Here is a 22307-nt window from a genome sequence, read left to right as displayed (position 1 = left end):
GGTCTGAGGAACGCGATCCGCCGTGCGGGCCGCCAGATCGATGGGAAGGGGGTTGTGGCATGGGGTCCTGGCGCCGCAGTGCTGTTACCCGGGATCTGTCATCCCGAGCGAAGCGAGGGATCTTGAGGATGTCGAAACGGCAAAGATCCAGCCGTCACGACGCCCGACTCCTGATCAGTCCTTGGCGCGCTCGACGTAGTCGCCGCTCTCGGTGTTGACCACGATGCGCGTGCCGGCGGCAATGTGCGGTGGCACCATGACTCGCACGCCGTTCTCCAGCACTGCCGGCTTGTACGAAGACGATGCCGTCTGGCCCTTCACCACCGCGTCGGCTTCGACGATCTTCAGCGTCACGGACTTGGGGATCTCGATGCCCACGGGCGTGGTTTCGTGCATCGAGACTGTCACCTCCATGCCGTCCTGCAGGAACTGGGCACGCTGGGCGCCGATCTGTTCCTCCTGCATCGCGAACTGCTCGTAGCTTTCCTTGTTCATGAAGTGAAAGCCGTCACCGTCCTTATACAGGAACTGGCAGTCGTGATCGTCGATGCGGACCAACTCAACGGTCTCGCCGCTGCGGAAGCGCTCCTGCAGCTTGTTGCCTTCCTTGAGCGCGCGGGCTTCCAGCGCGACGAAGGCGCCGCCCTTGCCGGGCGTGATGTGCTCGACCTTGATCGCGGCGTACAGGCGGCCGTTGTAGTCGATGACGTTGCCGACGCGGATCGAGTTGATTGGAACCTTCATGGGGCCGGTACTGGAGAGGAGTGAAAACGGTCCGGGGGCGGTCCCCCGCCCCCGAAAAGCGGGCGGAACCTATCAGAGGGGCCCTATCGAGGCAACCGGCCAGGGGTGCGTCATACGGGACGCGCCGCAGTTTCGCCCGATTGCGCACCGTATCCTATCAGAATGCCGGTGACTGCGACCGGCAAACGGAGGAATTGCTCAAAAAACGTCCGCAGTATGCAGGGAATCCCGTCATGCTGGAGCACATCCTGGCCCTCGTGCTGTTCGGCGCCACCAGCCCATGGGAGGCGGCAGAGCCGGCACCCCATACCTGGACCCTGCAGCTGGACGTCGGCACGGGCGTCTCGCCGGGCTGCGCCGGCGCCCGGCTCGATGTGCCGGTTGCCGAGGGCGGCGTCATCTATTTCGAGCACGACGGCGTGCAGTACGAAGGCGTCGAGGCACCCAACGGCATGCTGGTGCTGTTGACCGATGGCGAGCGGGCACTGTCCCTGTCCGGTCATCACCGCGTGGGCGGCCGCTGGACCCGGGGGGAGAACGGCACCTGCGGCGGCGTCTGGCATACCGTCGATTGAGCCGGGCGGCGTGCGCGAGCCCTCTATGCCGCCCCTTTCTTGAGCCGGAAATCGTAGCGCACCGTATGGCGCGGGCCTTCCTGGCCGCCGAAATCGACGATCAGCGAATCCTTGACGCCGAACACGACGTCGCTGTCGAGATACGTATCGCCGTTGACGAACAGATGCGTGATCACCTGCCGGTGGCCGGGTGCCTGTACCCAGAAGTGCAGATGTCCCGGCCGCATGGGATGGCGGCCCATGGCGCGCAGCAGGCCACCCACCGGCCCATCATGAGGGATCGGGTAGCTCGAGGGCAGCGTGGTATGGAACCAGAACCGGCCATCGCGTTCCGACGTCAGGCGACCGCGCAGATTGTGCGCCTCGCCGTCGCCCATCTGTGAGTCGTAGACGCCCTCGGGCGAGGCCTGCCAGCAGTCGATCTGGGCGCCCGCGATAGGCGTGCCGTCCTCCGACGTGACGCGACAGTCGACATCGACCCGACGGCCCGCGATGCCGGGGGCGAGGTCGCCGCCGTTGGGCACGCTGGGCGGGTTCTCGCGAAAGAAGGGGCCCAGCACGGTCGATTCGGTGATGTCGGGCCCGCCCGGGTTGGCGATGGCATCGACCAGCATCGATACGCCCAGCGTGTCGGACAGCAGGATGAACTCCTGGCGCTTGTCGTCGCAGAACGTGCCGCACTCGGTCAGGAACTGGATGCCCTTGAACCATTCCTCGGGCGTCACGCGGGTTTCGCGCACGAAGTCGTGCAGGTGCCGGATGAACGACGTCATGATCTCGCGCAGGCGCGGATCGCAATCGGATGCAATGCGCGCCAGCGCCGCATCGGTGATCGAATGCTCCGTGAAATGCCGCATGGCTTCCTCCCGATCTCTTATGCGCCGCAGCGATGAACCTCGACCGTAACATGGGAAAGCCCGGAGATCCCGCCCAGGCGTGCCTTGTACGCCGTCACCGCGGCCGGCATGTCGGCGACGATCGAGATGATTGCCGCATGATGTCCGGGCCCGATACGCCAGACATGCAGGTCTGTGATCCGATCGCTGCCAATCTCGATCTGGTCCCGGATTGCCGTTTCCAGGCGGGAATCGGGCGCTGCGTCGAGCAGGACCGCGCCGGCATCGCGCATCAACCGCCATGACCAGTGCATGATGACCAGTCCACCGACGATGCCCATCACCGGGTCGAGCCAGGTCCAGCCGTAGAAACGGCCGGCCAGCAACCCGACGATCGCCAGGACCGAGGTGAGCGCATCGGCGAGCACGTGCCAGTAGGCAGCCCGGGCATTGTGATCGTGGTGGTCATGGTGATGGGTATGATCATGGTCGCCGTGATCGTGGCCGTGCTCGCCATGGTGCCCCAGCAACCAGGCGCTCACCAGGTTGACCGCCAGGCCGACAGCGGCGATGGCGATCGCCTCGTCGAAGCGGATCGCCACCGGATCGAGCAGGCGCGCGACGGACTCATAGCCGATCATGGCCGCAATGAACGCCAGCACGATCGCGCTGGTAAAACCCGCGAGGTCACCCAGCTTGCCGGTGCCGAAGGCGAAACGCGGATCACGCGCATGGGTGCGGGCGTAGCGGTAGGCCAGCGCCGCGATGGCCAGCGCGCCGGCGTGCGTCGACATGTGCCAGCCATCGGCGAGCAGGGCCATCGAACCGAAGACGATGCCGCCGGCGATCTCCGCCACCATCATGCCCGCGGTAAGGCCGACGACCAGCCAGGTGCGCCGCTCCTGTTCGTCGTGTCTGGCGCCGAGGAACACGTGTTCGTGGCGCCAGGTATCGAGAGAGTGATGATGCATGACGTCCTCACGCCAGGGTGCAGGCCTCGTCGAAGTTCAGGCGCGGGCTGCGGTCGAATACCTTCGACGGATCGCCGTAGCCGATGCCGCACAGGAAATTGGTCTTGAAGCGGCCGTCCGGAAAGAAGGCTGCGTCGACCTTGGCACTATCGAAGCCGCTCATCGGACCGCAGTCCAGGCCCAGTGCGCGGGCGGCGACGATCAGGTAGGCGCCTTGCAGAGTGCCGTTGCGAAACGCCGTGCTGGCTGCGACCGCCTGCTGGCTGGGGCCCTTGAACCAGTTGACGGCATCCGGGTTGTGCGGGAACAGCGCCGGCAGCAGTTCGTAGAACTGTGTGTCGTAGGCCACGATGGCGACGGCGGGCGCCGTCATGCTCTTGGCGGTGTTGCCGCTCGAGAGTGCCGGCCTCAGCTTCTCTTTGCCCTCGGGGGTGCGGACCCAGACGATGCGCGCCGGCGAGCTGTTGGCCGACGTCGGGCCCCATTTCATCACGTCATAGATGGCGCGCAGCTGGGCGTCGCTGACCGGCTTGTCGAGCCAGCCGTTCTGCGAACGTGCGTTGCGCAGGATCGTATCGAGAGCCTTGTCATCAAGCATGGAACGCTCGTGTACATGAGGGACAATGAAGGCGATTGATGACCGCGTTCTCGGCCGAAGGAAAGCGTGTTCACCTCATGCGATCAAAGCCTCGAGGTGGGCGCCGGACCTGGCGCGGTGGCGGTTCGAAGCCCAGGGCAAGCTGCGTTTTGCGGGGCAGGCGGGCCGCAATAACCGCATGAGCGCGACGGATATAGGCCCTGATCTGATCAACCGGCAGTCGCGCCGGCTGCGCCACCGCCACCCAGTGGGCGCGCGCCAGGTACGGGCAGGGGCGGAAACCCGGCGCATTCTTCATGGTGTCGTAGTACGCATCGTCGGCTTTGAACCACAGTTCCCGACCGCTGCCGTCGTCGTCGCGCGGCAGCATGGCGAACATCTTGCCGCCCACCTTGAAGACGATCACGCCTTCCCATTGGACGACGCGGGTAGCGCCACGCAGGGAGCGGCAGAAGCGGTCGATCGCGGCAGGGGTCATGCGAGTGGCAGTTCCTTCAGGGACACGAAATCGGATCATGGCCGACACGCGGGGCCGTTGTCGATTTCGGCGGCCGAAGCCTGCAATATGTCGACATGACCGATGCCACGCCTTCCTGGCGGCCCGATCGCCTGGGCCAACGCCTGCCGCTGCTGGCCAACCGCGGCCGCATCCTGCGCGCGCTCAGAGGCTGGTTCGACAGCCAGCACTTCCTCGAGGTCGAAACGCCGGCGCTGCAGCGATCACCGGGCATGGAGGTGCATCTCAAGGCGTTCGCCACCGACATAGAGGCGCCTGACGGCACGCACGCACCGCTCTATCTCCACACGTCGCCCGAGTTCGCGATGAAGAAGCTGTTGGCCGGCGGCGTGCCGCGGCTGTTCCAGTTCGCACGGGTATGGCGCAACGGCGAGCGTTCCGATCTGCACCATCCCGAGTTCACCATGCTGGAATGGTATCGCGCCGAAGCGGGCTACGAAGATCTGATGGAGGATTGCGAAGCGTTGTTGCGGACAGCGTTGGCATCCATTGGCGCGACACGGTTCGTGTGGCGCGGCGCCGTCAGCGATCCGGCCCAGCCGTTCGAACGGCTCTCGGTAGCTGACGCGTTCGGCCGTTACGCCGGCATCGATCTGCTGGCGACCACCCCCGATCCTCAGGCGCCGGATGCGCACGCCCTGGCCACCAGCGCGGCAAGCGCGGGCATCCGGCCGCGCGCGAGCGATACCTGGGAGGACATCTTCTTCCGCGTCATCTTCGAGCGCATCGAACCGCACCTCGGTTTCGGCCGTCCGACGATCCTCTACGATTATCCGGTGTCGATGGCGGCATTGTCACGGCCCAAGCCGGATGACCCACGCCTGGCCGAGCGCTTCGAGCTCTATGTCTGCGGTGTCGAATTTGCCAATGCATTCGGCGAACTGACCGATGCCGCGGTCCAGCGCCGGCGGTTCGAGGCCGACATGGCAACGCGCCGCGCGCTCTACGGCAATGCCTACCCGATCGACGAGGATTTCCTGGCGGCGCTGGCGCATGGCCTGCCGCCCTGCGCTGGCATCGCCCTGGGATTCGACCGGCTTGTGATGCTCGCCACGGGCGCCGACCGTATCGACGATGTGCTGTGGCTGCCCGTGGCACAGCCGTAATGCGAAGGTCCAACGGCTGAACTATCGCTTCTGCAATTCGCTGATGCGGGTTTGAAAGCGGTACTTCTCGTCTTCGGTGGCGTACGGTTTCAGCAACAAGCCTTCGTAGAGAGCGATCGCGCCGGCGGCGTCGCCCTTGTCGGCGAGGTAGATGGCCTTGCGTTCGACGCTCTCGCAGCGGCTGTAGGTCCATTCGAGCGCGATGGCGCGGTCGTAGGCGCGCAGCGCATCGGCAGAGCGCCCCATCTTCTCGAGAATGACCGCGACGTTGTTCAGCATGCGCGCCCTGTCGATCGGGCTGATGTCCGAGGCGGCCAGGCTCTCGAACAGGCCCAGCGCCTGGGCGTGATCGCCTTTCTCGAACGACTCCGCGCCTTTCTGTGCTGTTGCCGCCTAGTCCTCGTATTTCATTTCGAACCTCGCTCGAACGCGGCCAGGGCGGCCTGGGCCTTGAGTGCCTGCACGGTCTCGCGCACGTCGTGTACGCGCACGATGGCCGCGCCGCGGGCCGCCGCCGCCAGGGCCAGGGCCACCGATCCGCCCAGGCGCTGCCCCGCGATCGGCTCGTCGCTGATGGTGCCGACGAAGCGCTTGCGTGACGCACCGATGACGACGGGCTGTCCCAACGCGGCCAGTGTCGCGACGCCGGCGATCAGTGCCAGGTTGTCGGCGGGCGCGCCGCCGACAAAACCGACGCCAGGGTCGATCGCGATGTTGCTGCGCTGCACGCCGGCCGCGACGCAGATGTCCCGGCGCTCGGCGAGGAACCGGGCGGCCGCTGCAAGTGTCTCGCCGGCGGAGGCGTCGGCGTAGCCGGTGGCCGCGCTGCCGCGCCGGTACATCAGGATCACCGGGCAGCCGCGCGCCGCGATCAGGGGCAGGGCTTGCGGATCATCGCGCAGCGCCGATACGTCGTTGACGATTCGCGCACCCGCATCCAGGGCCACGCGCATAACGTCGGTATGACGGGTGTCGATGGACACCACGGCACCCGCGTCGGTCAGCGCGCGCACGACCGGCACGATGCGCGCCACCTCATCGGTGATCGACAGGTCGGCGGCGCCCGGCCGTGTCGACTCGCCGCCGACGTCGATGAGGTCGGCGCCCGCGTCACGCATACGCAGGCCGGCCGCAATCGCGCGCCCGCTATCGAAGTGCACGCCCGGGTCGGAGAACGAGTCGGGCGTCACGTTGACGATCCCCATCACCCAGGGCCGGCCGTCAGCCGGCGGGACAAGGCCGGCGAAAGCCGGCAGCGCGGGGGGCGGGGTCGGCATGCGGACGGCCTCGGCGGTCAGGTGACCTCTTCCAGGATGACCTCGTGCGTCACGGTGGCCGACTGGCGTACCATGGCGGTCGCCGAGCAGTATTTCTCGTCGCTTAACGACACGGCGCGCTCGACCAGGGCACGGTTGAGACCTTTGCCGCGCACGCGATAGACCACCTTCACTTGGGTGAAGACCTTGGGGTGGTCGTCGGCGCGCTCGGCGACCAGTTCGATGGCCACGTCACGAACATCCTGCCGCTGCTTCTTCAGCATCGACACAACGTCGATGGCGGTGCAGCCGCCCATCCCGATCAACACCATCTCCATCGGCCGCGCGCCGAGATTGCGCCCGCCCACATCGGGTGCGCCGTCCATGGTCACCGTATGGCCGGAGCCGGATTCGCCGACGAAAAGTGCGTTGTCGACCCAGGCAATGCGGGCGGTGACGGTCATGCGATACTCCTGGAGGATGGCTGGGCGCGGACCCTACCGAAAGTCACGCCCGGTGTCACATTTCGGTGGGGTTTCTTGCGTTGAGCGGGCGTGCGATTAAACTCCTGATGTGTCCGTCGATTCCGGCGAGGAGGAGCAGCATGCGCCAGATCGTCATCGCCGCGGCCATCGCCGCGCTCCCCGCGGCAGCGCTCGCGCACCATGGCTGGAGCAGCTACGATGCGAATACCGTCCTGACCGTGACTGCCCCGATTCTGGAAATGCGCTACCAGAATCCGCATGGCGAACTGGTGATGGAGGAGTCCGGCAAGCGCTGGCTGATCGTCCTGGCGCCGCCGTCACGCATGGAATCGCGCGGCTTGCCTCGGGAGGCCATCGCGGTCGGCAAAACGGCGACCGTTGTCGGCTATCCCAGCCGCAATACGCCGACCGAAATGCGAGCGGAGCGCGTCACCGTCGACGGCAAGACCGTCGAACTGCGCTAGGGCCGGCACAATCCCATGGTTGTTTTCATCTGACGCGCCCAGGCCATGGAGCACGGGCATCCCCTGGCACCGGCGTGGGCAGCGGCACTCGAGGCGTCGGCGTGGGCCTTGATCGTGCGTGATTCCACCTGGATCTATCCGCTGGCCAACCTGACGCACCTGCTGGGCCTGGTCCTGCTGGTCGGCCCGATCGTGGCGCTCGACCTGCGCCTGCTGGGAATCAGCCGCACGATCGCGGTATCGGACCTGTCACGCCTGCTGACGCCCTTCGCCGTCATCGGGTTGGTACTATCCATCGTCAGCGGCTCGGTTCTGTTCATCGCCGACGCCGGTGCCTTGGTTACCAACAATGTCTTCCTGATCAAGATGGTGCTGCTGGTACTGGGCCTCGCCAACGCTGTCACATTCCGGCTTCTATGGCGGCACCGTCTGCGCTACTGGGATAGCGAAACGCCGTCGATGGGCCGGCTGCAGGCGGTGGTCTCGATCGCGATCTGGTTCTGTACGGCCGCATCAGGCCGGTTGATTGCGTATTTCTAGGGGAAGTGACTGACGAATGAATGCCGATAGCACCTTGATGGTGCCTCAGGGTGGTTATGCCGGCGCCTCGGCGGAGGCGATCTCTTTTCACTACGACGTTGGCACCGATTTCTATCGGCTATGGCTGGATCCGCTGCTGATCTACAGCGCCGCGCGCTGGCGGGGACCGCTCGATCGCGGCCCGATGCCGGTGCGCTCGCTCGAGGAAGCACAACGGACCAAGCTCGACTTCCATCTCGACGCTGTGCGGGTCGGGGAGTGCAGGACCTTGCTCGATGTCGGCTGCGGCTGGGGTGCGATGCTCAAGCGCGGGCTCGATCGCGGCGTCGAGCGGGCCATCGGCCTGACCTTGAGCGCCGACCAGGCAGCCTATGTGGAAGCCCAGTGCTGGCCGGGCTTCGAGGTCCGGCGCGAGAGCTACGAGGTGTTTGCGCCCGAAGGCACGGTCGACGGCATCGTCAGCGTCGGCGCCTTTGAGCATTTCGTGCGTCCCGGCTACGACGCGGCGCATCGGCAGGGGGTCTATCGCAATTTCTTCGAGCGCTGCCGCGGCTGGCTGCGCACGGGTGGCGCGCTGTCGCTGCAGAGCATCTGCTGGGGCTATGTCGATCGCGCCTATGCCGCCAAGGCGGTGCCGACCTACGTGTTTCCCGATTCGGACCTGCCGTGGCCGAACGAGGTATTCGAGGCCGCCAATCCGTTCTTCGACGTGATCTATGCCGAGAGCCGCGCCGAGGATTATGCGCTGACCCTGCGCGAGTGGCTCAGGCGCCTGCGCGCGCACAAGGCGGAGATCATCGCCAACCACGGCGGCGAGAAGATCTTCGATCACTACGAGAAATACCTGCGGCGCTGCACCTACGCCTTCGAGAACAACACTGTAACCCTGATGCGCTTCGTCATGGCACGGCGGAATTAACCTCTCCCCACGCAGTGGGGAGGTGCCCCGAAACGTCGGTGGGCGGAGGGGACCCGACGTGGTCTTGGTAACTGAGACCACGTGCGCTCCCCCTCCGGCCTTCGGCCACCTCCCCCAACTGCGTTGGGGGAGGGAAGGGGTTCAGCCCGCTGGGCCACTGAACTTGCCGTGCGATACCGCGGGTGTGCCGCGGAACAGCGACATGTGGGTGTGCACCGCCACCCAGGGATCGCCCACTGCCTGGCGCGCGAAGGCGACCGTGGCGCGGCCGCGGCGGTCGAAGCGGGTGCCGTCTTCGTGGAAGCCATCGGAGTCCCAGATCGCAAGCCCGGTGCCGCTCAAGCGGTCGCTGGCGACGATGCCCTTCACGTCGGCCAGCCGCCAATGGAAGCGCCGGATGGTCGGCCATACGTTGCGCCACTGCTGGCGCTCGACGTCGTCGCGCTCGGCCACGAAGTCGGTGAAGGTGCCGAAGGCGATTATGTCCTCGGCAAACAGCGGCCGGCCGGCCGCGAAGTCGACCGCGTTGACGCAGTCCTCCAGGCTCTTGAACCAGTGCCGCATCGCCTCGATGTCGTCGGGCGGGGGGTCGCTGCGCAATTTCATCGCCGTGCCTTGTGCTGCTCGATGGCCCGCGATCCTAGCGGCACCACGGGCGAGCGCAAGGCAGGCGCTTACGCCGTGGCACGCTCACGCACGCGCCGTTCGGGCGGCGCGCCGGGGCCGGCATGTGCATGCACTTCGCGTGGATCGATCGGCTCACCGCAGGCCGAGCAGACGGTGACGGGATCGAACTGGTTGCCGCAGGTCTTGTGCTCGTGCACCAGCGGGCGGCCGCGCCGGCCGGCACGATGCACGTCGCCCCAGTGCACGATGGCCATCATCACCGGATAGAGGTCGAGCCCGGCGTCGGTCAGGCGGTATTCGTAGCGCCGCGGCCGCTGTTGGTAGGCGACCTTACGCAGCACGCCGGCCTTTACCAACGTGCGCAGCCGGTCGGCCAGCACATGGCGCGTGATGCCCAGGCGCGCCTGGAACGCTTCGAAGCGGCGCACGCGCATGAAGCAGTCGCGCAGCACCAGCAGCGTCCAGCGGTCGCCGATCACCGATACGGTGCGTGCCACCGAGCAGGTCTCGCGATCGAGCTCATGCCATCGCATGAAATTTCCTCCACTGCCGCGCAAAACGATTGGCGTTGACAGGTTCCTTTTTGGAACGCACTGATAGTACGTTCTTTTATAGAACGTTCAAGTCCTGCCGACGATCATGCCTGCCCAATGAGGAGCGCCGCGAGCCATGACCGAACAAACCCGGGCCGGCGAGGTCCGCACCCAGGCCGACGGCCGCATCTTTCGTATCACCATCGACAACGCGGCCAAGCGCAATGCGTTCTCGCCGGAGATGATGAACCAGCTCTCTGATGCCCTGACCCGCTACGATTCCGATGATCAGTTCTGGGTCGCGGTGATCGGTGCCGAGGGCGAGCATTTCACGGCCGGCCTGGACATGCCGAAATTCTTCGGGCCGACGGCGAACTGGAAAGGCGTGCCGGAGGGGAATGTCGATCCGTTCGGCCTGCGTCGGCGTTGCCGCAAGCCGGTGGTTACGGCGGTGCAGGGCATCACCTACACCATCGGAATCGAGCTGATGCTGGCTGGCGACATCGTCGTGGCCGCCGACAACGCGCGCTTCTGCCAGATGGAATCCAAACGCGGCATCGCGCCGTTGGGCGGCGCGCATTTCCGGTTTCTCAGCCGCACCGGCTGGGGCAATGCGATGTATCACCTGATGCTGTGCGATGAATTCACCGCCGCGCGTGCGCTGCAGATCGGCCTGGTCCAGGAGGTCGTGCCGTTTGGCCAGCAAGTCGAGCGGGCTCTGGCGATCGCGCGGCTGATCGCCGCCAACGCGCCGTTGGGCATTCAGGTCACCAAGGAGGCGGCGCTGAAATACATCGAAGTCGGCGAGGCGGCATCCATCGCCATGCTGCCAGCCATCCGCGAGCGCGTGATGGGCACCGAGGATGCCAAGGAGGGCATCCGCTCGTTCATCGAGCGCCGCGCCGCGGTCTTCCAGGGTCGTTAATCCGGGAATCACGCGGCACTGATACTGCCGTCATCCCGAGCGCAGCGAGGGATCTTCTGCCAGTGACGCGCGGGTGCGTCTGCGTCGAAAGATCCCTCGCTGTGCTCGGGATGACAGTCCCCAATCACACTCAGGAAAAATTCGTTACAGGAGCAATCGCATGGCCGAGAAGAATACGGCGCTCATTGTCGGCGTTGGCGCCCGGGAAGGCGTGGGCGCCGCCACGGCCCGGCGCTTCGCCCGGGAAGGCTTTCACGTCGTGATCGTCGGCCGGACCCAGGCCAAGGTCGATGCCGTGGCAGCGGAGATCCGCGCCGCCGGCGGCAGTGCCGAGGCGCTGGTCGGCGACGCGGCGGTGGAGGCGGATGCCACTCGCTTCGTCGCGGCGGCGGACGCCAATGGCACTCTGCAGATCGCCATCCACAACGCCGGCAACAACCGGCGTGATAGCTTCGTGGACCTGCAGCGCGCTGATTTCGAACAGCTGTGGCGCGAACACTGCCTGGGCGGATTCCTGATCGGCCGCGAGGCGGCGCGTCGCATGGTGCCACGCGGCGCCGGCTCGATCTTCTTCACCGGCGCCTCGGGCTCGTTGCGCGGCCGCGCGGGCTTCGCAGCCTTTGCCGCGGCAAAAGCCGGCCTGCGCGCGGTATCGCAGAGCATGGCGCGCGAACTGGGTCCCAAGGGCATTCATATCGCGCACGTCGTGGTCGATGGCGGTATCGGCGGCGCCCGCCTGTTGGGCCGCGCCCCCCAGCTGGCCGACGAGCGCGGTCCCGACGGGCTGCTGAGCTACGAGGCCATCGCCGACACGTATTGGCAGCTGCACAACCAGCACCGTAGTGCCTGGACCCTGGAGATCGACCTGCGGCCGTGGGCCGAGACGTTCTGACCATCCGGATTGCGCTGGGGGTGTGGCGCTACCGAACCTGAGGCGGCATCAGTGCTGCCGCGAACAGTCGGTCCAGTTCGGCGTCATCGGGCATGTCCGGTGTGCCGAGCAGGACAAGATCCGAGCGCAGCGCGGCGATCCCCCACGGCCCGTCGCTGCGCACGTCGATACGCCGCCCCACCATGTGCACGACACTGCGCGCCTGGGGTGCGTCCGCGAAACGCACAATGCCTTTGGCGCGCAGCACGCTCACGGGCAGCGCGCCGAGTGTTTCCAGCAGGGCTGCGCGATCGACGGGGCTATTCGTCACCAGCGACCATCGACGGAAAGGCGGTGTCTGTGCCGTTTCGACCGGCGCGCGGGCGACCGTCGCATCGGCAGGCGCGAGTCCGAACAGGGCCTCAACCGGCACTTCGGCGTGAGCCGCCGGCACGATGCGGGCACCTGCGACACGGCTTTGCAGCCAGGCCGTGACGTCCGCCAGTTGCGTCGCCGTGATGAGGTCCGCCTTGTTCAGGATGAGCAGGTCGGCACCGTCGAGCTGCCGCTGAACCGTGTCGCCAACATAGCGATCCGACGCGCGATCCCGCACGCTGCTGGCGTCGGCCAGCACCACCACGCCGTCGCGCTCCAGCATCGGCTCGATCATCGCCAGCTCGGCGATGCGCGCCGGATCGGCGACGCCGCTCGCCTCGACGACGACGTGGTCGACGGCGTCGGCCTTCTCCAGCACCCGCACCAGCGCCATCACCAGGCTGTCGCCGATGCTGCAGCAGATGCAGCCGTTGGCCAGGCTGATCGTCTCGCCGCCATGTGCCACCACCAGGCGGCTGTCGATATCGACGGCGCCGAAATCGTTGACCAGCACTGCAAAACGCCGATCGCCCGTGGCGCGCAGCAGGCGGTTGAGCAACGTCGTCTTGCCGGCGCCCAGGAAGCCGCCGATCACCGTGAAGGGCAGACGCCGCACGGGCGTTCCTATCCCGCCGGCGCTTCGAACACGCGGCCGCCCAGAACGGTGCCCCAGACGCGGACGTCTTTGAGCGCCTCGGGTGCGGCCTCGAGCGGATCGTCATGCAGCACGGCGAAGTCGGCGCGCTTGCCGACCTCGATGCTGCCGATCTCGTGATCGAGCTTGAGCGTATAGGCCGCGCCCAGGGTGACGGCGCGCAGCGCATCGGCGACGCTGATCTTTTCCGCTTCGCCCAGCGTGCGACCCGACGCCGTCAGGCGATTGACGGCACACCATGCGGTGAACAGCGGACCGATCGGCGTAACCGGCGCGTCGCAATGGATGGCAAAGGGAACACCGGCGCGCAACGCGGTGCCGCACGCGTCCATGCGATTGGCGCGCTCCGGGCCCAGCGTCTGCGCGTAATGGATGTCGCCCCAGTAGAAGAGGTGGTTGGCGAACAGGTTCACGCAGGCTCCCAGCGCTGCCATGCGCCGGAACTGGGCGGCATCGGCCATCTGGCAATGCTGCAGGGTATGCCGGTGATCGCGGCGCGGGGTGCGTACCAGCGCCCGCTCGATCGCGTCGAGCGCCACTTCCGACGCCTCGTCGCCGTTGGTGTGGATGTGCACCTGGAAACCGGCATCGTGATAGGCCTGCAGCAGGCGGTCGATCTCTTCCGGGCCGGTGTTCCACACGCCGTTGGGTAGGCCGTTGTAGTAGCCGGGCCAGCGCATGCGCGCCGACAGGCCCTGAATCGAGCCGTCGGTGATGATCTTCACCAGGCCGAAGCGCAGCCGCTCGTTGTTGCGCTGCACCAGTGCCTGCAGCTTGGCCACGCCTTCCTCGACCGGCAGGGCGATCGCACCGAATGCCGGCAGCAGGCGGATCGGGAAGTCCTCGCGCGCGCTGGCCTGCAGGTAGCCGGTGACGGTCGAGTCGGGCAGCTCGTTGTGCAGGTCGGTGGCGGTCGTCACGCCGGCCAGCTGGGCGACACGCGCAAAGCGCCATACCGCCGCTTCGTCCGACAGCGCGGCGGCGAGGTTGATGCCGCTGGCACGGTAGGCCATGTACTTGGCCGCGATCTCCTGCAGTTCGCCGGTCGGCTGGCCGGCGTCGTCCTTGACGATGCCGTGGACATTGGTGGCGTGGTCGATGCCGGCCTTGGCCAGCACCGGCGAATTGACGTTGAGCACGTGGAAGTTGGAGTGGATGACCAGTACCGGTCGTTCGACCGATACCTTGTCGAGATCGGCGCGGTTCATGCGCCGGCCGCCGAAATAGATCGGATCGAAGCCCCAGGCGAGCAGCGGTCCGTCGGTCGTCGTCATGCCGCGCTCAATCTCGCGCAGCCGTGCCACGACCGCCTCGATGCTGGTCAATCCTTTCGAGATGGCGCCATCGGGGCTGCGACGATCGAAGAAGCCGACATAGGGAAAGTTCCACACGCCGCCTTCGAAGGCATGGCTGTGGCCCTCGACGAAGCCCGGCATCAGCACCAGCGATTCGAACCGCCGGTCCAGGTCGTAGGGACCCCAACCCTCGAGCTCGGCGAGGCTGCCGACACCCAGCACCCGCCCATCGCGCACCGCTACGTGCGTAGCAAACGGCTCGTGCGCGTTCATCGTGATGATGCGGCGTGCCGGGTAGATGACGGTCGACGACATGACGGCTCCTCACGGCGGCGGTGGGCGGTTCACCGGCCGACGTTGGCCATCGTGGCTCGAGAAGGCAACAACGGATATCGGCGCCTGGGCGTCAGCGTGTTCGTTTGACGATATAGCCGTTGGCGATCTTCTCGAAGCCGACCTTGGGGTAGTAGTCCATCGCCTCCGGCGCCGAGAGCAGGATCAGCGCCACCTGATCGCCCAACTCGCGCCGGGTGATGGTGATCATTTCCTTGCCGATGCCGTGACGCTGGTAGGCCTTGTCGACGGCAAGGTCGGACAGATAGCAGCAGTACGCGAAGTCGGTGAGCGCACGCGAGATGCCGACCAGCTTGTCGCCGTCCCACGCCGAGATCGTGAGATTGCCGTGCGCCAGCATCTTGGCGATGCGCACGAGGTCTCCGGTCGGGCGGCGGATGGTGGAGGCATCGAACACACGCGCGACGTCGGCAGCATCGAGCGGCTTGTTGACTTCATACGTGATCATGGAGCAGCGGTCCTCTATGTCCGTCATCCCGAGCACAGCGACGGATCTTGTCGGAAGGGCGCACCGTGTGCCGTTCCCCAAAAAGATTCCTCGCTACGCTCGAAATGACAGTTCGTGCAAATCCTCACACCACCTCGCGGGCGGCTGCGAGCGGTGCAACCAGCAGCTGCGCCACGATGTGCAATGCACGCTTGAGGTCGGCATGGGTCTTGGCATTGCCCAGGCACAGCCGCACGGCACTGGGGGCGTCGGTGCGGCCACCCACGAAGGCGTCGGCCGGAGTCAGCCGCACGCCCTGCGCCTCGGCTTCCGAGGCAAAATCGCGGGCACGCCACGGATCGGGCAGCTTCAACCAGCCGTGGAAACAATCGGGCGGCAGGATGAACTCGGCCTTCTGCGGTACCGGCTCACGCGCACCGGTCGTGGTAGGGCGATGGGCCGGTTCGCGCCAGCCGGTGTCTTTTGGCGGGGCGGTTGCCGGCGGGGGCGCCAGCGTCGGGCCGCCACGCATGGCCGCCAGGTGACTGGCGCTGGCCTCGGCCAGACGCCGGCGCGACTCGGTGGTGGCGGCGGGTTCATTGCTGGCCACGACGCGCACATTGGGACGTGCCGCCCGGGCCGATGCCGCCAGCGTGGCCGTCGAGGATGGTGCCGGCTCGGCCGTGGCGCGCACCGGGATGCCGGCCTCACGGAAGATCGGTGCTGCGATGTCGAAGCGCCGGCGTGCCTCCTCGCGTTTGCGCCGCAGGATCTCGTCGAGCACGCCTTCGTCGATCCAGCGCGTCGCCACTTCGGCGGCAATCGGCGCGGCGGTCCACGACGCGGCTGCCATGGCGGCCGCCAGCCGAGCCGCCAGACGCGGCGGGGCATGCAGAAAGCCGATGCGCAGGCCGGGCGCGCCGATCTTGCTGAGGCCGGCCAGGTGGATGACATGGTCGGGCGCGAAGGCGGCGATCGGCGGCGGCGCGTCAGCCGGGAAGAAGCCGTAGACGTCATCCTCGATGATCGGCAATTCGTGCGTCTCGGCGATACGCGCCAGCTCACGACGGCGTCCTTCGCTGATGGTACGGCCGGTCGGGTTGTGCTGAACCGGAGTCATGTAAAAGGCACGTGCGTCGCCGACTCGGCAGGCCGCTTCGAAAGCACCAGGCAACGGGCCGTCGGAATCGCAGGCGACCGACTTCAGGCGCAGGCGCATCAGGCGCGCCAGCGACACGACGCCGGGATAGGTAAGGTCTTCCACCAGCACGGCGTCGCCGGGCGCGGTGAGCGCCGCCAGGGTGACCATCAGCGCATGCTGCGTGCCGGCCGAGATCAGCACATGCGCCGGGTCGATCGGTGTCGCGGTGGCGGTCTTGCCGCGCGGCTGGAGGTGCTGGCGCCGCGCCAGCAGGCGCGCGCCGGCGGCGCGATGCCGCTCCAGGCCGGCACGACCGCTGAATTCCAGCACCGAGCCGATGTCCTTCATCTTGGCGATGTCGATCAGTGTCCGGCGCAGCATCTCGTCCTCGCCGACCTCGGCCGGCCAGTTCATCGCCAGATCGATCAGGCGCGAGGGTGCTGCGTCCATGACCGCGCGCGGATCGCCGGTCGGGTTGACCGCCGAGCGCGCCACGACGGGATCGGCATAGGGGATCGCCGGCGGGCGCACATACGTGCCGCGGCCGACCTCGCCGTGCACCAGCCCGCGCCGCTCGGCTTCGGCGTAGGCACGGGTGATCGTGCCGATGGTGCAGCCCAGGGTCCAGGCAAGGTCGCGGTGCGTCGGCAGGCGCGCATAGGGCTCAAGCTTGCCCGACGCGACATCGGCGGCCAGCTGGTTGGCAATGGCGATATAGAGCGGTGTCGACGCACCGGGATCGATGGTCGGCCGCCAGGCGGGACGCTTCTTGCGGGCGGGAGTCATCGCGGGTCAGGTCCTTGGCGCGGAATGGCTGCCCGTGGCAATGTCACCATGACAATCCGATCGGCCGGTCCGCAATAGTAGGACAATTGCTACAAGACAATTGTGACGGTGACAATTTCTCTGTGCGATTCCATGACAATGAAATTGTCCCAATGGCAGGGGTAACGATGAGCAGTGCGCGTTATTTCGAGGATTTCCGCGACGGCGAGCGTTTCGAGAGCGGCGGTCTCACCATCACCGAGAGCGCCATTCTCGACTTCGCCCTGCAGTGGGATCCGCAGCCGTTCCACGTCGACGCCGAGTACGCGCGCAACAAGGGAAATTTCGGCGGCCTCATCGCCTCGGGCCTGCACACGATGAGCGCTACCCTGCGGCTGTGGCTGGCCGACCGGATCTTCATCGACTGCACCATCGGCTCGCCCGGTCTCGACGAGACGCGCTTCCTGCGCCCGGTACGTCCGGGCGACACGCTGCGTGTCGTGACCGAGTTGCGTGACTTGCGGCCGTCGACGTCGAAGCCCGATCGCGGCTCGGTGCTATTACGCCACACGACGCTCAATCAGCGTGGCGAGGTCGTGATGACGATGAACGCCCGCGTGATTCTGCGGAAACGGCCGGCTTGATTTTGGACCGCGCGCGTCCACGCGCGCATTCGCTCGAAGCGAAGCGTAGAGCGACATCGTCGGCGCTGATGCGCCGATGCGCGCGTGGACGCGCGCGGTCCGAAAAATTAGCGCCAGGCCCAGACCGGCTGGTCGAAGTGCTCGACGCGGGTGGCCCGGCCTTCCAGCGCCACTTCGCGGAACTGGTAGAGCAGGGCGGCGGTCGGGGCGTTGATATGACCGTTTACCATCGGCGTCGGCAGGCGGATCACCGGCCGGTCGCTCTCGGGGATACTGAAGATCTCCGGTGACTCCGGACGCCGCAACTCGCTGAGCGGGATGCGGTAGAGGTGCTCCACCTCGTCCGGGTTGGGCGACACGGCGGCCGCCCGCGGCGACCACACCACCACGGGCGCAATCAGATAGCCTGAGCGGGTCGGGTAGTCGTCCAGCGTGCCCAGCACGTTGCTGGCGTCGAGCGACAGCCCGACCTCTTCCTCCAACTCGCGCAACGCGGCTTGCTGCGGCGTTTCGCCGGCATCGATGCGACCGCCGGGCAATGCCAGCTGGCCGGCATGCGCGCGCAGCTTGGAGGCACGGCGCGTGAGCAGAAAGGCGGCATCGCCCGGCTTGCCGTAGGCATCGTTCTCGTCGCGCGCCACGACCGTGATCGCCACGGCCGCGCGCTTCAGCCCGTGCCCTTCGGTACGGCAGCAGATGTCGAAGGTGGCCAGGCGGCCACGGATGGTTTCTTTCAGATCGTCGTCAAAGCGCATTGTCGGCAGGATGGCGAGCGGGGCAGCGCCTGTCGATAGCCTGCCCCGCAACCCTCGTCTGTTGGCCGCGCGCGCCGTCTAGAACGCCAGCGCCTTGGCCTGCGTCACGCCATCGAGCTGGCCGATGCGTTCGACCAGCGTCGCATCCAGCTTCTGGTCGACCGCGACCAGCGCGATGGCTTCGCCGCCGGGCTTGTCGCGGCCGAGATGGAAGGTGGCGATGTTTACACCAGCATCGCCCAGCAGCGCGCCCAGGCGGCCGATGAAGCCGGGCTTGTCGTCGTTGGTGATGTAGAGCATGCGCGCGGCGAACTCGGCCTCGATCTCGATGCCCTTGATGTTGACCAGCCGGGAGTGCTTGCCGCCGAACAAGGTGCCCGACACCGAGCGCGTGCGCCGCTCGGTGGTCACGGTGATGGTGATCTGGGTCTGGTAGTCGCTGTCGCGGTCGTGCTTGACCTCGGCCACGTCGACACCGCGCTCGCGCGCCACGATCGGCGCGTTCACCATGTTCACGTTCTCGAGCTGCGGGCGCAGCAGGCCCGTGATCGCCGCCTGGGTCAGCGGCTTCACGTTCAGCGCCGCCACGGCGCCCTCGTATTCGATGCTGACCGCCTTGATGCCGCTCTCGGTGAGCTGGCCGGCGAACGAGCCGAGATTCTCGGCGAGCTTGAGGTAGGGCGCCAGCCGCGGTGCGTCTTCGGCCGAGACGTTGGGCATGTTGAGCGAGTTCACCACCGCGCCGGTCATCAGGTAGTCGCTCATCTGCTCGGCGACTTGCAGCGCCACGTTCTCCTGCGCTTCCAGCGTGCTGGCGCCCAGGTGCGGCGTGCACACCAGGTTGGGGGCGCCGAACAGCACATTCTGCTTGGCCGGCTCTTCGGCGAAGACGTCGAAGGCGGCGCCGGCGATGTGGCCCGAGATCAGCAGGTCGCGTACCGCCAGCTCGTCGACCAGCCCGCCGCGGGCGCAATTGACGATGCGCACGCCCTTGCGCGTCTTCATCAGCCGCTCGCGGCTCAGGATATTCTTGGTCTGGTCGGTCAGCGGCGTGTGGATCGAGATGAAGTCGGCACGCGCGATCAGCTCATCGAGCGTTACCTTGTCGACGCCCAGCGCCTTGGCACGCTCTTCCGACAGGAACGGATCGTAGGCCGCCACCCGCATCTTCAGCCCGATGGCGCGTTCGGCGACGATGCCGCCGATGTTGCCGCAGCCGATCAGGCCCAGCGTCTTGAACGACAGCTCGGCGCCCATGAAGCGGTTCTTTTCCCACTTGCCGGCCTGCGTCGAGGCATCGGCGGCGGGCACCTGGCGCGCTACCGCGAACATCAGCGCGATCGCGTGCTCGGCCGTGGTGATGGCGTTGCCGAACGGCGTGTTCATCACCACCACGCCACGCGCCGTGGCGGCCTTGATGTCGACGTTGTCGACGCCGATACCGGCGCGGCCGACGACCTTCAGCTTGTTGGCGACGGCCAGCACCTCGGCGGTCACCTTGGTGGCCGAGCGGATGGCAAGACCGTCATAGTCCCCGACGATGGCGCGCAGCTGGTCGGGTTTCAGGCCGACCTTCACGTCGACGTCGACACCGCGTTCCTTGAAGATCTCGACAGCGCGCGGGGACAGCTCGTCGGAAATAAGTACCTTGGGCATGGGATGACTCTCTGAGTCGGAATTCAATCGCGAGGAGGAAAGCGAAGGCAGCGCGGCACGCAGGCACGGAGAAACGCGACGCGCAAAACGCGTAACCGTCTTCTCCGCAGTCCCTGTGACGCTGTGGCCTACTTCGGGTTACTACGCAGCCTTGGCGCCGAACTCGCGCTCGATCTCGGCATAGGCCCAGTCGAGCCATGGCAAGAGCGCCTGAAGGTCGGCCGCCTCGACGGTGGCGCCGCACCAGATGCGCAGGCCCGGCGGGGCGTCGCGGTACGACCCGAGGTCGTAGCCGGCCTTTTCGGCCTCCAGGAGGTCGGCCATTTTCTTGGCCGCCGCCGCCTGCTGCTTGGCATCGAGCTGGACGAACCACGGCGCCACGATGTTGAGGCACACCGAGGTGTTGGAGCGCAGCGACGGCGTTGCCGCCAGGAAGTCGATCCATGGCCGCTCGGCCACGAACTTCTCGATCACGGTGAGGTTGGCGGTGGAGCGCGCGATCAGCCCCTGAAGGCCGCCGACCTCTTCACCCCACCGCAGACCGTCGAGCGCGTCCTCGACCGCCAGCATCGAGGGCGTGTTGATGGTCTCGCCCTTGAAGATGCCTTCCGACAGCTTGCCGCCGGAGGTCATGCGAAAGAGCTTCGGCAGCGGCCAGGGCGGCGTGTAGGAGGTCAGCCGTGCCACGGCGCGCGGCGAGAGCACCAGCATGCCGTGCGCCCCTTCGCCGCCCATCACTTTCTGCCAGCTCCACGTCACGACATCGAGCTTGGTCCACGGCAGATCCATGGCGAACGCCGCCGAGGTGGCATCGCAGATCGCCAGTCCCTCGCGGTCGTCGCGGATCCAGTCGGCATGCGGCACGCGCACGCCCGATGTCGTGCCGTTCCAGGTGAACACCACGTCGCGGCCCCAGTCCACGAGCTGCAGATCGGGCAGCTGGCCGTAGGGCGCGTTCAAGGTGCGCGCGTCGGTGAGCTTGAGCTGCTTGATGACGTCGTTGGCCCAGCCTTCGCCGAAGCTTTCCCAGGTCAGCACGTCGACGCCGCGCGCGCCCAGCACCGACCACAAGGTCATCTCGACGGCGCCGGTGTCCGACGCGGGCACGATGCCGATGCGGTAGTCGGCCGGGATGCCCAGCACGGCACGGGTCCGGTCGATGACCTCAGCCAGCTTCTTCTTGCCAAGCTTGGAGCGGTGGGAGCGGCCGGTTGCCGCATCTTTGAGCGCTTCGGGCGACCATCCGGGTCGCTTAGCGCAGGGGCCCGAAGAAAAATCAGGACAATTCGGGCGAGCGTTCGGCTTCATGCAGCCTCTCCCTTCCAGAAGAGAAGCGCCCCGGTGGGGGGGCGTGGCCCGCTCGCTGGTTAAGGCCCGCCTTCGTTGCCGTCAAGTCAAATGGCATTACCAATTGTCACGGTTGTCGCAACTGCCTGTTTTTACGTCGCTGCTTTCCGCAATGCCTCGACGATCGCCTCGAGATCGCGGCTGTTGCGATAGGACGTGGCGAAGCGCGTGCGCGGCGTCTCCGGCCCGAAGCCGGGATCGAGCGCCGTCAGCTTTGCCAGCGCCGCTCGCGCGGCATCGCGCTTGTCGAGGCGTGCTGCCGCCGCGGCGGCTATTTCCAGGCAGTCGCGTTCGGCCGGTGCCCGCGTGAGGCAGGCATCCGCGCTTTTTGCCGCATCGGCGTCGTGCCCCAGCAGAAAAAGGGCGCGTGCCCAGACAGACAACGTTGACGGGGACGGCACCGGATCGAGCGTACGCGCGCGGGCCAGCACGTCGAGTGCTGCCGAGGAATCGCCGACCAGCACCAGGGTGTTCGCCGCGCGATCCAGCACGGCGGCGTCGGCGTCCTTGGCCGCGATGGCGCGCTGGGCGGTCGCTTGGGCTTCATCATGGCGACCCATATGTGCCAGCACGAGGCTGCGCATCGCCAGTCCCATGGGCGAGTCGGCTGCCAGCGACAAGGCCGTGTCGATGCTGCGCAAAGCCGCTTCAAGGCCTTCCACGGCGCCGTCGGTTGCCTGCCAGCGCCGCTCGTACGCAGCTCGGTAGGTATCGGCCAGCGCCATCTGCAGCGGCACGTAGTTCGGCTCCCGGGCCACCGCACGCAGCAGCAGGGCGCGGGCCTCCAGCAGCGCCGGGCGCTCGCCCTTGGCCGCGAGCAGCCGGGCCTGCAGGAGAAGATCGTAGACCTCGGGCGCCGGGCGCATCACCGCGCGCGCTGGCGCTGGCGCTGGCGCTGGTGGCGCCGCGGCGACGGCCGGCGGTGG

Annotated in this window: 26 protein-coding genes; 8 read left to right on the top strand and 18 right to left on the bottom strand. The window is 67.0% G+C overall.

All coding sequences use genetic code 11. The features are described from left to right. Nucleotides 1–174: 174 nt before the first annotated feature. Nucleotides 175–744: an elongation factor P gene (efp, locus tag FQU96_RS06205; RefSeq protein ID WP_146540020.1), complete on the bottom strand. Its 570-nt coding sequence runs from the start codon at nucleotides 742–744 to the stop codon at nucleotides 175–177. Between the two features lie 233 nt (nucleotides 745–977). Here efp and FQU96_RS06200 point away from each other — a divergent pair, with 233 nt between their 5' ends. Beyond that, entirely contained in the window at nucleotides 978–1319 is a 342-nt protein-coding gene (locus FQU96_RS06200) for a hypothetical protein (RefSeq protein WP_146540019.1), read from the top strand. 23 nt (nucleotides 1320–1342) lie between these two features. Here FQU96_RS06200 and FQU96_RS06195 read toward each other — a convergent pair whose 3' ends face one another. The 4 genes from FQU96_RS06195 to FQU96_RS06180 form a co-directional block, all read right to left on the bottom strand. Continuing rightward, nucleotides 1343–2176 carry a dioxygenase gene (locus tag FQU96_RS06195; RefSeq protein WP_146540018.1) on the bottom strand — a complete coding sequence of 278 codons (834 nt, stop codon included), beginning with the start codon at nucleotides 2174–2176 and terminating at the stop codon, nucleotides 1343–1345. Between the two features lie 17 nt (nucleotides 2177–2193). Next, entirely contained in the window at nucleotides 2194–3126 is a 933-nt protein-coding gene (gene dmeF / locus FQU96_RS06190; protein ID WP_146540017.1) for a CDF family Co(II)/Ni(II) efflux transporter DmeF, read from the bottom strand. 7 nt (nucleotides 3127–3133) lie between these two features. Further along, nucleotides 3134–3724, bottom strand: a complete 591-nt coding sequence (locus FQU96_RS06185) for a malonic semialdehyde reductase (protein ID WP_146540016.1) — start codon at nucleotides 3722–3724, stop codon at nucleotides 3134–3136. 70 nt (nucleotides 3725–3794) lie between these two features. Next, nucleotides 3795–4202 carry an MmcQ/YjbR family DNA-binding protein gene (locus FQU96_RS06180; protein WP_178130337.1) on the bottom strand — a complete coding sequence of 136 codons (408 nt, stop codon included), beginning with the start codon at nucleotides 4200–4202 and terminating at the stop codon, nucleotides 3795–3797. Between the two features lie 95 nt (nucleotides 4203–4297). Here FQU96_RS06180 and epmA point away from each other — a divergent pair, with 95 nt between their 5' ends. After that, entirely contained in the window at nucleotides 4298–5347 is a 1050-nt protein-coding gene (gene epmA, locus FQU96_RS06175; protein ID WP_146540014.1) for an EF-P lysine aminoacylase EpmA, read from the top strand. Nucleotides 5348–5368: 21 nt separating this feature from the next. Here epmA and FQU96_RS06170 read toward each other — a convergent pair whose 3' ends face one another. The 3 genes from FQU96_RS06170 to FQU96_RS06160 all read right to left on the bottom strand — a co-directional run bounded on the left by FQU96_RS06170 (nucleotide 5369) and on the right by FQU96_RS06160 (nucleotide 7067). Then, nucleotides 5369–5626 (bottom strand): hypothetical protein, encoded by a 258-nt coding sequence (locus tag FQU96_RS06170; RefSeq protein ID WP_146540013.1) that lies wholly within the window; start codon nucleotides 5624–5626, stop codon nucleotides 5369–5371. A gap of 128 nt (nucleotides 5627–5754) precedes the next feature. Beyond that, the gene (folP, locus tag FQU96_RS06165; RefSeq protein ID WP_146540012.1) at nucleotides 5755–6624 is read right to left on the bottom strand and encodes a dihydropteroate synthase; all 870 of its coding nucleotides are present in this window, start codon (nucleotides 6622–6624) and stop codon (nucleotides 5755–5757) included. 17 nt (nucleotides 6625–6641) lie between these two features. Continuing rightward, entirely contained in the window at nucleotides 6642–7067 is a 426-nt protein-coding gene (locus FQU96_RS06160; RefSeq protein ID WP_146540011.1) for an OsmC family protein, read from the bottom strand. Between the two features lie 140 nt (nucleotides 7068–7207). On the opposite strand from FQU96_RS06160, the gene FQU96_RS06155 reads away from it, so the two are divergent. The 3 genes from FQU96_RS06155 to FQU96_RS06145 are packed head-to-tail and all read left to right on the top strand — an operon-like array spanning nucleotide 7208 to nucleotide 9011. After that, the gene (locus tag FQU96_RS06155) at nucleotides 7208–7552 is read left to right on the top strand and encodes a DUF6152 family protein (protein ID WP_146540010.1); all 345 of its coding nucleotides are present in this window, start codon (nucleotides 7208–7210) and stop codon (nucleotides 7550–7552) included. Nucleotides 7553–7597: 45 nt separating this feature from the next. After that, the gene (locus FQU96_RS06150) at nucleotides 7598–8092 is read left to right on the top strand and encodes a DUF6644 family protein (protein ID WP_146540009.1); all 495 of its coding nucleotides are present in this window, start codon (nucleotides 7598–7600) and stop codon (nucleotides 8090–8092) included. 16 nt (nucleotides 8093–8108) lie between these two features. Then, a complete protein-coding gene (locus tag FQU96_RS06145) occupies nucleotides 8109–9011 on the top strand; it encodes a class I SAM-dependent methyltransferase (protein ID WP_146540008.1) in 903 nt (300 codons plus the stop codon). A 141-nt stretch (nucleotides 9012–9152) separates the two neighbouring features. Here the strand turns inward: FQU96_RS06145 and FQU96_RS06140 are convergent, their stop codons facing one another. Then, nucleotides 9153–9617 carry a nuclear transport factor 2 family protein gene (locus tag FQU96_RS06140; RefSeq protein WP_146540007.1) on the bottom strand — a complete coding sequence of 155 codons (465 nt, stop codon included), beginning with the start codon at nucleotides 9615–9617 and terminating at the stop codon, nucleotides 9153–9155. A 68-nt stretch (nucleotides 9618–9685) separates the two neighbouring features. Continuing rightward, the gene (locus FQU96_RS06135) at nucleotides 9686–10171 is read right to left on the bottom strand and encodes a helix-turn-helix domain-containing protein (protein WP_146540006.1); all 486 of its coding nucleotides are present in this window, start codon (nucleotides 10169–10171) and stop codon (nucleotides 9686–9688) included. Nucleotides 10172–10307: 136 nt separating this feature from the next. Between FQU96_RS06135 and FQU96_RS06130 the strand changes: the two genes are divergently transcribed. Together FQU96_RS06130 and FQU96_RS06125 are read left to right on the top strand one after the other, a co-directional pair. Further along, nucleotides 10308–11096, top strand: coding sequence for a crotonase/enoyl-CoA hydratase family protein (locus FQU96_RS06130; RefSeq protein ID WP_146540005.1), 789 nt, complete (start codon nucleotides 10308–10310; stop codon nucleotides 11094–11096). A gap of 160 nt (nucleotides 11097–11256) precedes the next feature. Then, complete coding sequence (locus tag FQU96_RS06125) at nucleotides 11257–11988, top strand: SDR family NAD(P)-dependent oxidoreductase (RefSeq protein WP_146540004.1); 732 nt, start codon at nucleotides 11257–11259, stop codon at nucleotides 11986–11988. Nucleotides 11989–12016: 28 nt separating this feature from the next. Here FQU96_RS06125 and FQU96_RS06120 read toward each other — a convergent pair whose 3' ends face one another. The 4 genes from FQU96_RS06120 to FQU96_RS06105 all read right to left on the bottom strand — a co-directional run bounded on the left by FQU96_RS06120 (nucleotide 12017) and on the right by FQU96_RS06105 (nucleotide 17000). Beyond that, nucleotides 12017–12958, bottom strand: coding sequence for a GTP-binding protein (locus tag FQU96_RS06120; protein WP_146540003.1), 942 nt, complete (start codon nucleotides 12956–12958; stop codon nucleotides 12017–12019). An 8-nt stretch (nucleotides 12959–12966) separates the two neighbouring features. Then, nucleotides 12967–14607 (bottom strand): amidohydrolase, encoded by a 1641-nt coding sequence (locus tag FQU96_RS06115; protein WP_146540002.1) that lies wholly within the window; start codon nucleotides 14605–14607, stop codon nucleotides 12967–12969. 91 nt (nucleotides 14608–14698) lie between these two features. After that, nucleotides 14699–15094, bottom strand: a complete 396-nt coding sequence (locus FQU96_RS06110) for a GNAT family N-acetyltransferase (protein WP_146540001.1) — start codon at nucleotides 15092–15094, stop codon at nucleotides 14699–14701. Nucleotides 15095–15218: 124 nt separating this feature from the next. Next, nucleotides 15219–17000, bottom strand: coding sequence for a PLP-dependent aminotransferase family protein (locus FQU96_RS06105; RefSeq protein ID WP_146540000.1), 1782 nt, complete (start codon nucleotides 16998–17000; stop codon nucleotides 15219–15221). 167 nt (nucleotides 17001–17167) lie between these two features. Between FQU96_RS06105 and FQU96_RS06100 the strand changes: the two genes are divergently transcribed. After that, on the top strand, nucleotides 17168–17623 hold the full coding sequence (locus FQU96_RS06100; protein WP_146539999.1) for a MaoC family dehydratase: 456 nt from the start codon (nucleotides 17168–17170) through the stop codon (nucleotides 17621–17623). A 107-nt stretch (nucleotides 17624–17730) separates the two neighbouring features. On the opposite strand, the gene FQU96_RS06095 is transcribed toward FQU96_RS06100, so the two are convergent. The 4 genes from FQU96_RS06095 to FQU96_RS42115 all read right to left on the bottom strand — a co-directional run. Further along, nucleotides 17731–18378: a CoA pyrophosphatase gene (locus FQU96_RS06095; RefSeq protein ID WP_146539998.1), complete on the bottom strand. Its 648-nt coding sequence runs from the start codon at nucleotides 18376–18378 to the stop codon at nucleotides 17731–17733. A gap of 78 nt (nucleotides 18379–18456) precedes the next feature. Next, nucleotides 18457–20034 carry a phosphoglycerate dehydrogenase gene (gene serA / locus FQU96_RS06090; protein ID WP_146539997.1) on the bottom strand — a complete coding sequence of 526 codons (1578 nt, stop codon included), beginning with the start codon at nucleotides 20032–20034 and terminating at the stop codon, nucleotides 18457–18459. A gap of 141 nt (nucleotides 20035–20175) precedes the next feature. After that, complete coding sequence (locus FQU96_RS06085; protein WP_146539996.1) at nucleotides 20176–21342, bottom strand: phosphoserine transaminase; 1167 nt, start codon at nucleotides 21340–21342, stop codon at nucleotides 20176–20178. Nucleotides 21343–21473: 131 nt separating this feature from the next. Beyond that, a partial coding sequence (locus tag FQU96_RS42115) for a hypothetical protein (RefSeq protein WP_178130336.1) occupies nucleotides 21474–22307 on the bottom strand: 834 nt, incomplete at its 5' end.

The sequence above is a fragment of the Reyranella sp. CPCC 100927 genome (assembly GCF_007859315.1).
Classification (GTDB): Bacteria; Pseudomonadota; Alphaproteobacteria; order Reyranellales; family Reyranellaceae; genus Vineibacter.
This window is presented reverse-complemented; position numbering and strand designations above follow the sequence as displayed.

Excerpts from the sequence above, each read along its gene's own strand:
- FQU96_RS06110 (WP_146540001.1), bottom strand. The coding sequence starts at position 15,094 with ATGATCACGTATGAAGTCAACAAGCCGCTCGATGCTGCCGACGTCGCG.
- FQU96_RS06085 (WP_146539996.1), bottom strand. The coding sequence starts at position 21,342 with ATGAAGCCGAACGCTCGCCCGAATTGTCCTGATTTTTCTTCGGGCCCC.
- epmA (WP_146540014.1), top strand. The coding sequence starts at position 4,298 with ATGACCGATGCCACGCCTTCCTGGCGGCCCGATCGCCTGGGCCAACGC.
- FQU96_RS06135 (WP_146540006.1), bottom strand. The coding sequence starts at position 10,171 with ATGCGATGGCATGAGCTCGATCGCGAGACCTGCTCGGTGGCACGCACC.
- FQU96_RS06160 (WP_146540011.1), bottom strand. The coding sequence starts at position 7,067 with ATGACCGTCACCGCCCGCATTGCCTGGGTCGACAACGCACTTTTCGTC.
- folP (WP_146540012.1), bottom strand. The coding sequence starts at position 6,624 with ATGCCGACCCCGCCCCCCGCGCTGCCGGCTTTCGCCGGCCTTGTCCCG.
- FQU96_RS06100 (WP_146539999.1), top strand. The coding sequence starts at position 17,168 with ATGAGCAGTGCGCGTTATTTCGAGGATTTCCGCGACGGCGAGCGTTTC.
- FQU96_RS06150 (WP_146540009.1), top strand. The coding sequence starts at position 7,598 with ATGGAGCACGGGCATCCCCTGGCACCGGCGTGGGCAGCGGCACTCGAG.
- FQU96_RS06130 (WP_146540005.1), top strand. The coding sequence starts at position 10,308 with ATGACCGAACAAACCCGGGCCGGCGAGGTCCGCACCCAGGCCGACGGC.
- FQU96_RS06185 (WP_146540016.1), bottom strand. The coding sequence starts at position 3,724 with ATGCTTGATGACAAGGCTCTCGATACGATCCTGCGCAACGCACGTTCG.
- FQU96_RS06195 (WP_146540018.1), bottom strand. The coding sequence starts at position 2,176 with ATGCGGCATTTCACGGAGCATTCGATCACCGATGCGGCGCTGGCGCGC.
- FQU96_RS06115 (WP_146540002.1), bottom strand. The coding sequence starts at position 14,607 with ATGTCGTCGACCGTCATCTACCCGGCACGCCGCATCATCACGATGAAC.
- FQU96_RS06105 (WP_146540000.1), bottom strand. The coding sequence starts at position 17,000 with ATGACTCCCGCCCGCAAGAAGCGTCCCGCCTGGCGGCCGACCATCGAT.
- FQU96_RS06140 (WP_146540007.1), bottom strand. The coding sequence starts at position 9,617 with ATGAAATTGCGCAGCGACCCCCCGCCCGACGACATCGAGGCGATGCGG.
- FQU96_RS06125 (WP_146540004.1), top strand. The coding sequence starts at position 11,257 with ATGGCCGAGAAGAATACGGCGCTCATTGTCGGCGTTGGCGCCCGGGAA.
- efp (WP_146540020.1), bottom strand. The coding sequence starts at position 744 with ATGAAGGTTCCAATCAACTCGATCCGCGTCGGCAACGTCATCGACTAC.
- dmeF (WP_146540017.1), bottom strand. The coding sequence starts at position 3,126 with ATGCATCATCACTCTCTCGATACCTGGCGCCACGAACACGTGTTCCTC.
- FQU96_RS06180 (WP_178130337.1), bottom strand. The coding sequence starts at position 4,202 with ATGACCCCTGCCGCGATCGACCGCTTCTGCCGCTCCCTGCGTGGCGCT.
- FQU96_RS06145 (WP_146540008.1), top strand. The coding sequence starts at position 8,109 with ATGAATGCCGATAGCACCTTGATGGTGCCTCAGGGTGGTTATGCCGGC.
- FQU96_RS06170 (WP_146540013.1), bottom strand. The coding sequence starts at position 5,626 with ATGCTGAACAACGTCGCGGTCATTCTCGAGAAGATGGGGCGCTCTGCC.
- FQU96_RS06095 (WP_146539998.1), bottom strand. The coding sequence starts at position 18,378 with ATGCGCTTTGACGACGATCTGAAAGAAACCATCCGTGGCCGCCTGGCC.
- FQU96_RS06200 (WP_146540019.1), top strand. The coding sequence starts at position 978 with ATGCTGGAGCACATCCTGGCCCTCGTGCTGTTCGGCGCCACCAGCCCA.
- FQU96_RS06155 (WP_146540010.1), top strand. The coding sequence starts at position 7,208 with ATGCGCCAGATCGTCATCGCCGCGGCCATCGCCGCGCTCCCCGCGGCA.
- serA (WP_146539997.1), bottom strand. The coding sequence starts at position 20,034 with ATGCCCAAGGTACTTATTTCCGACGAGCTGTCCCCGCGCGCTGTCGAG.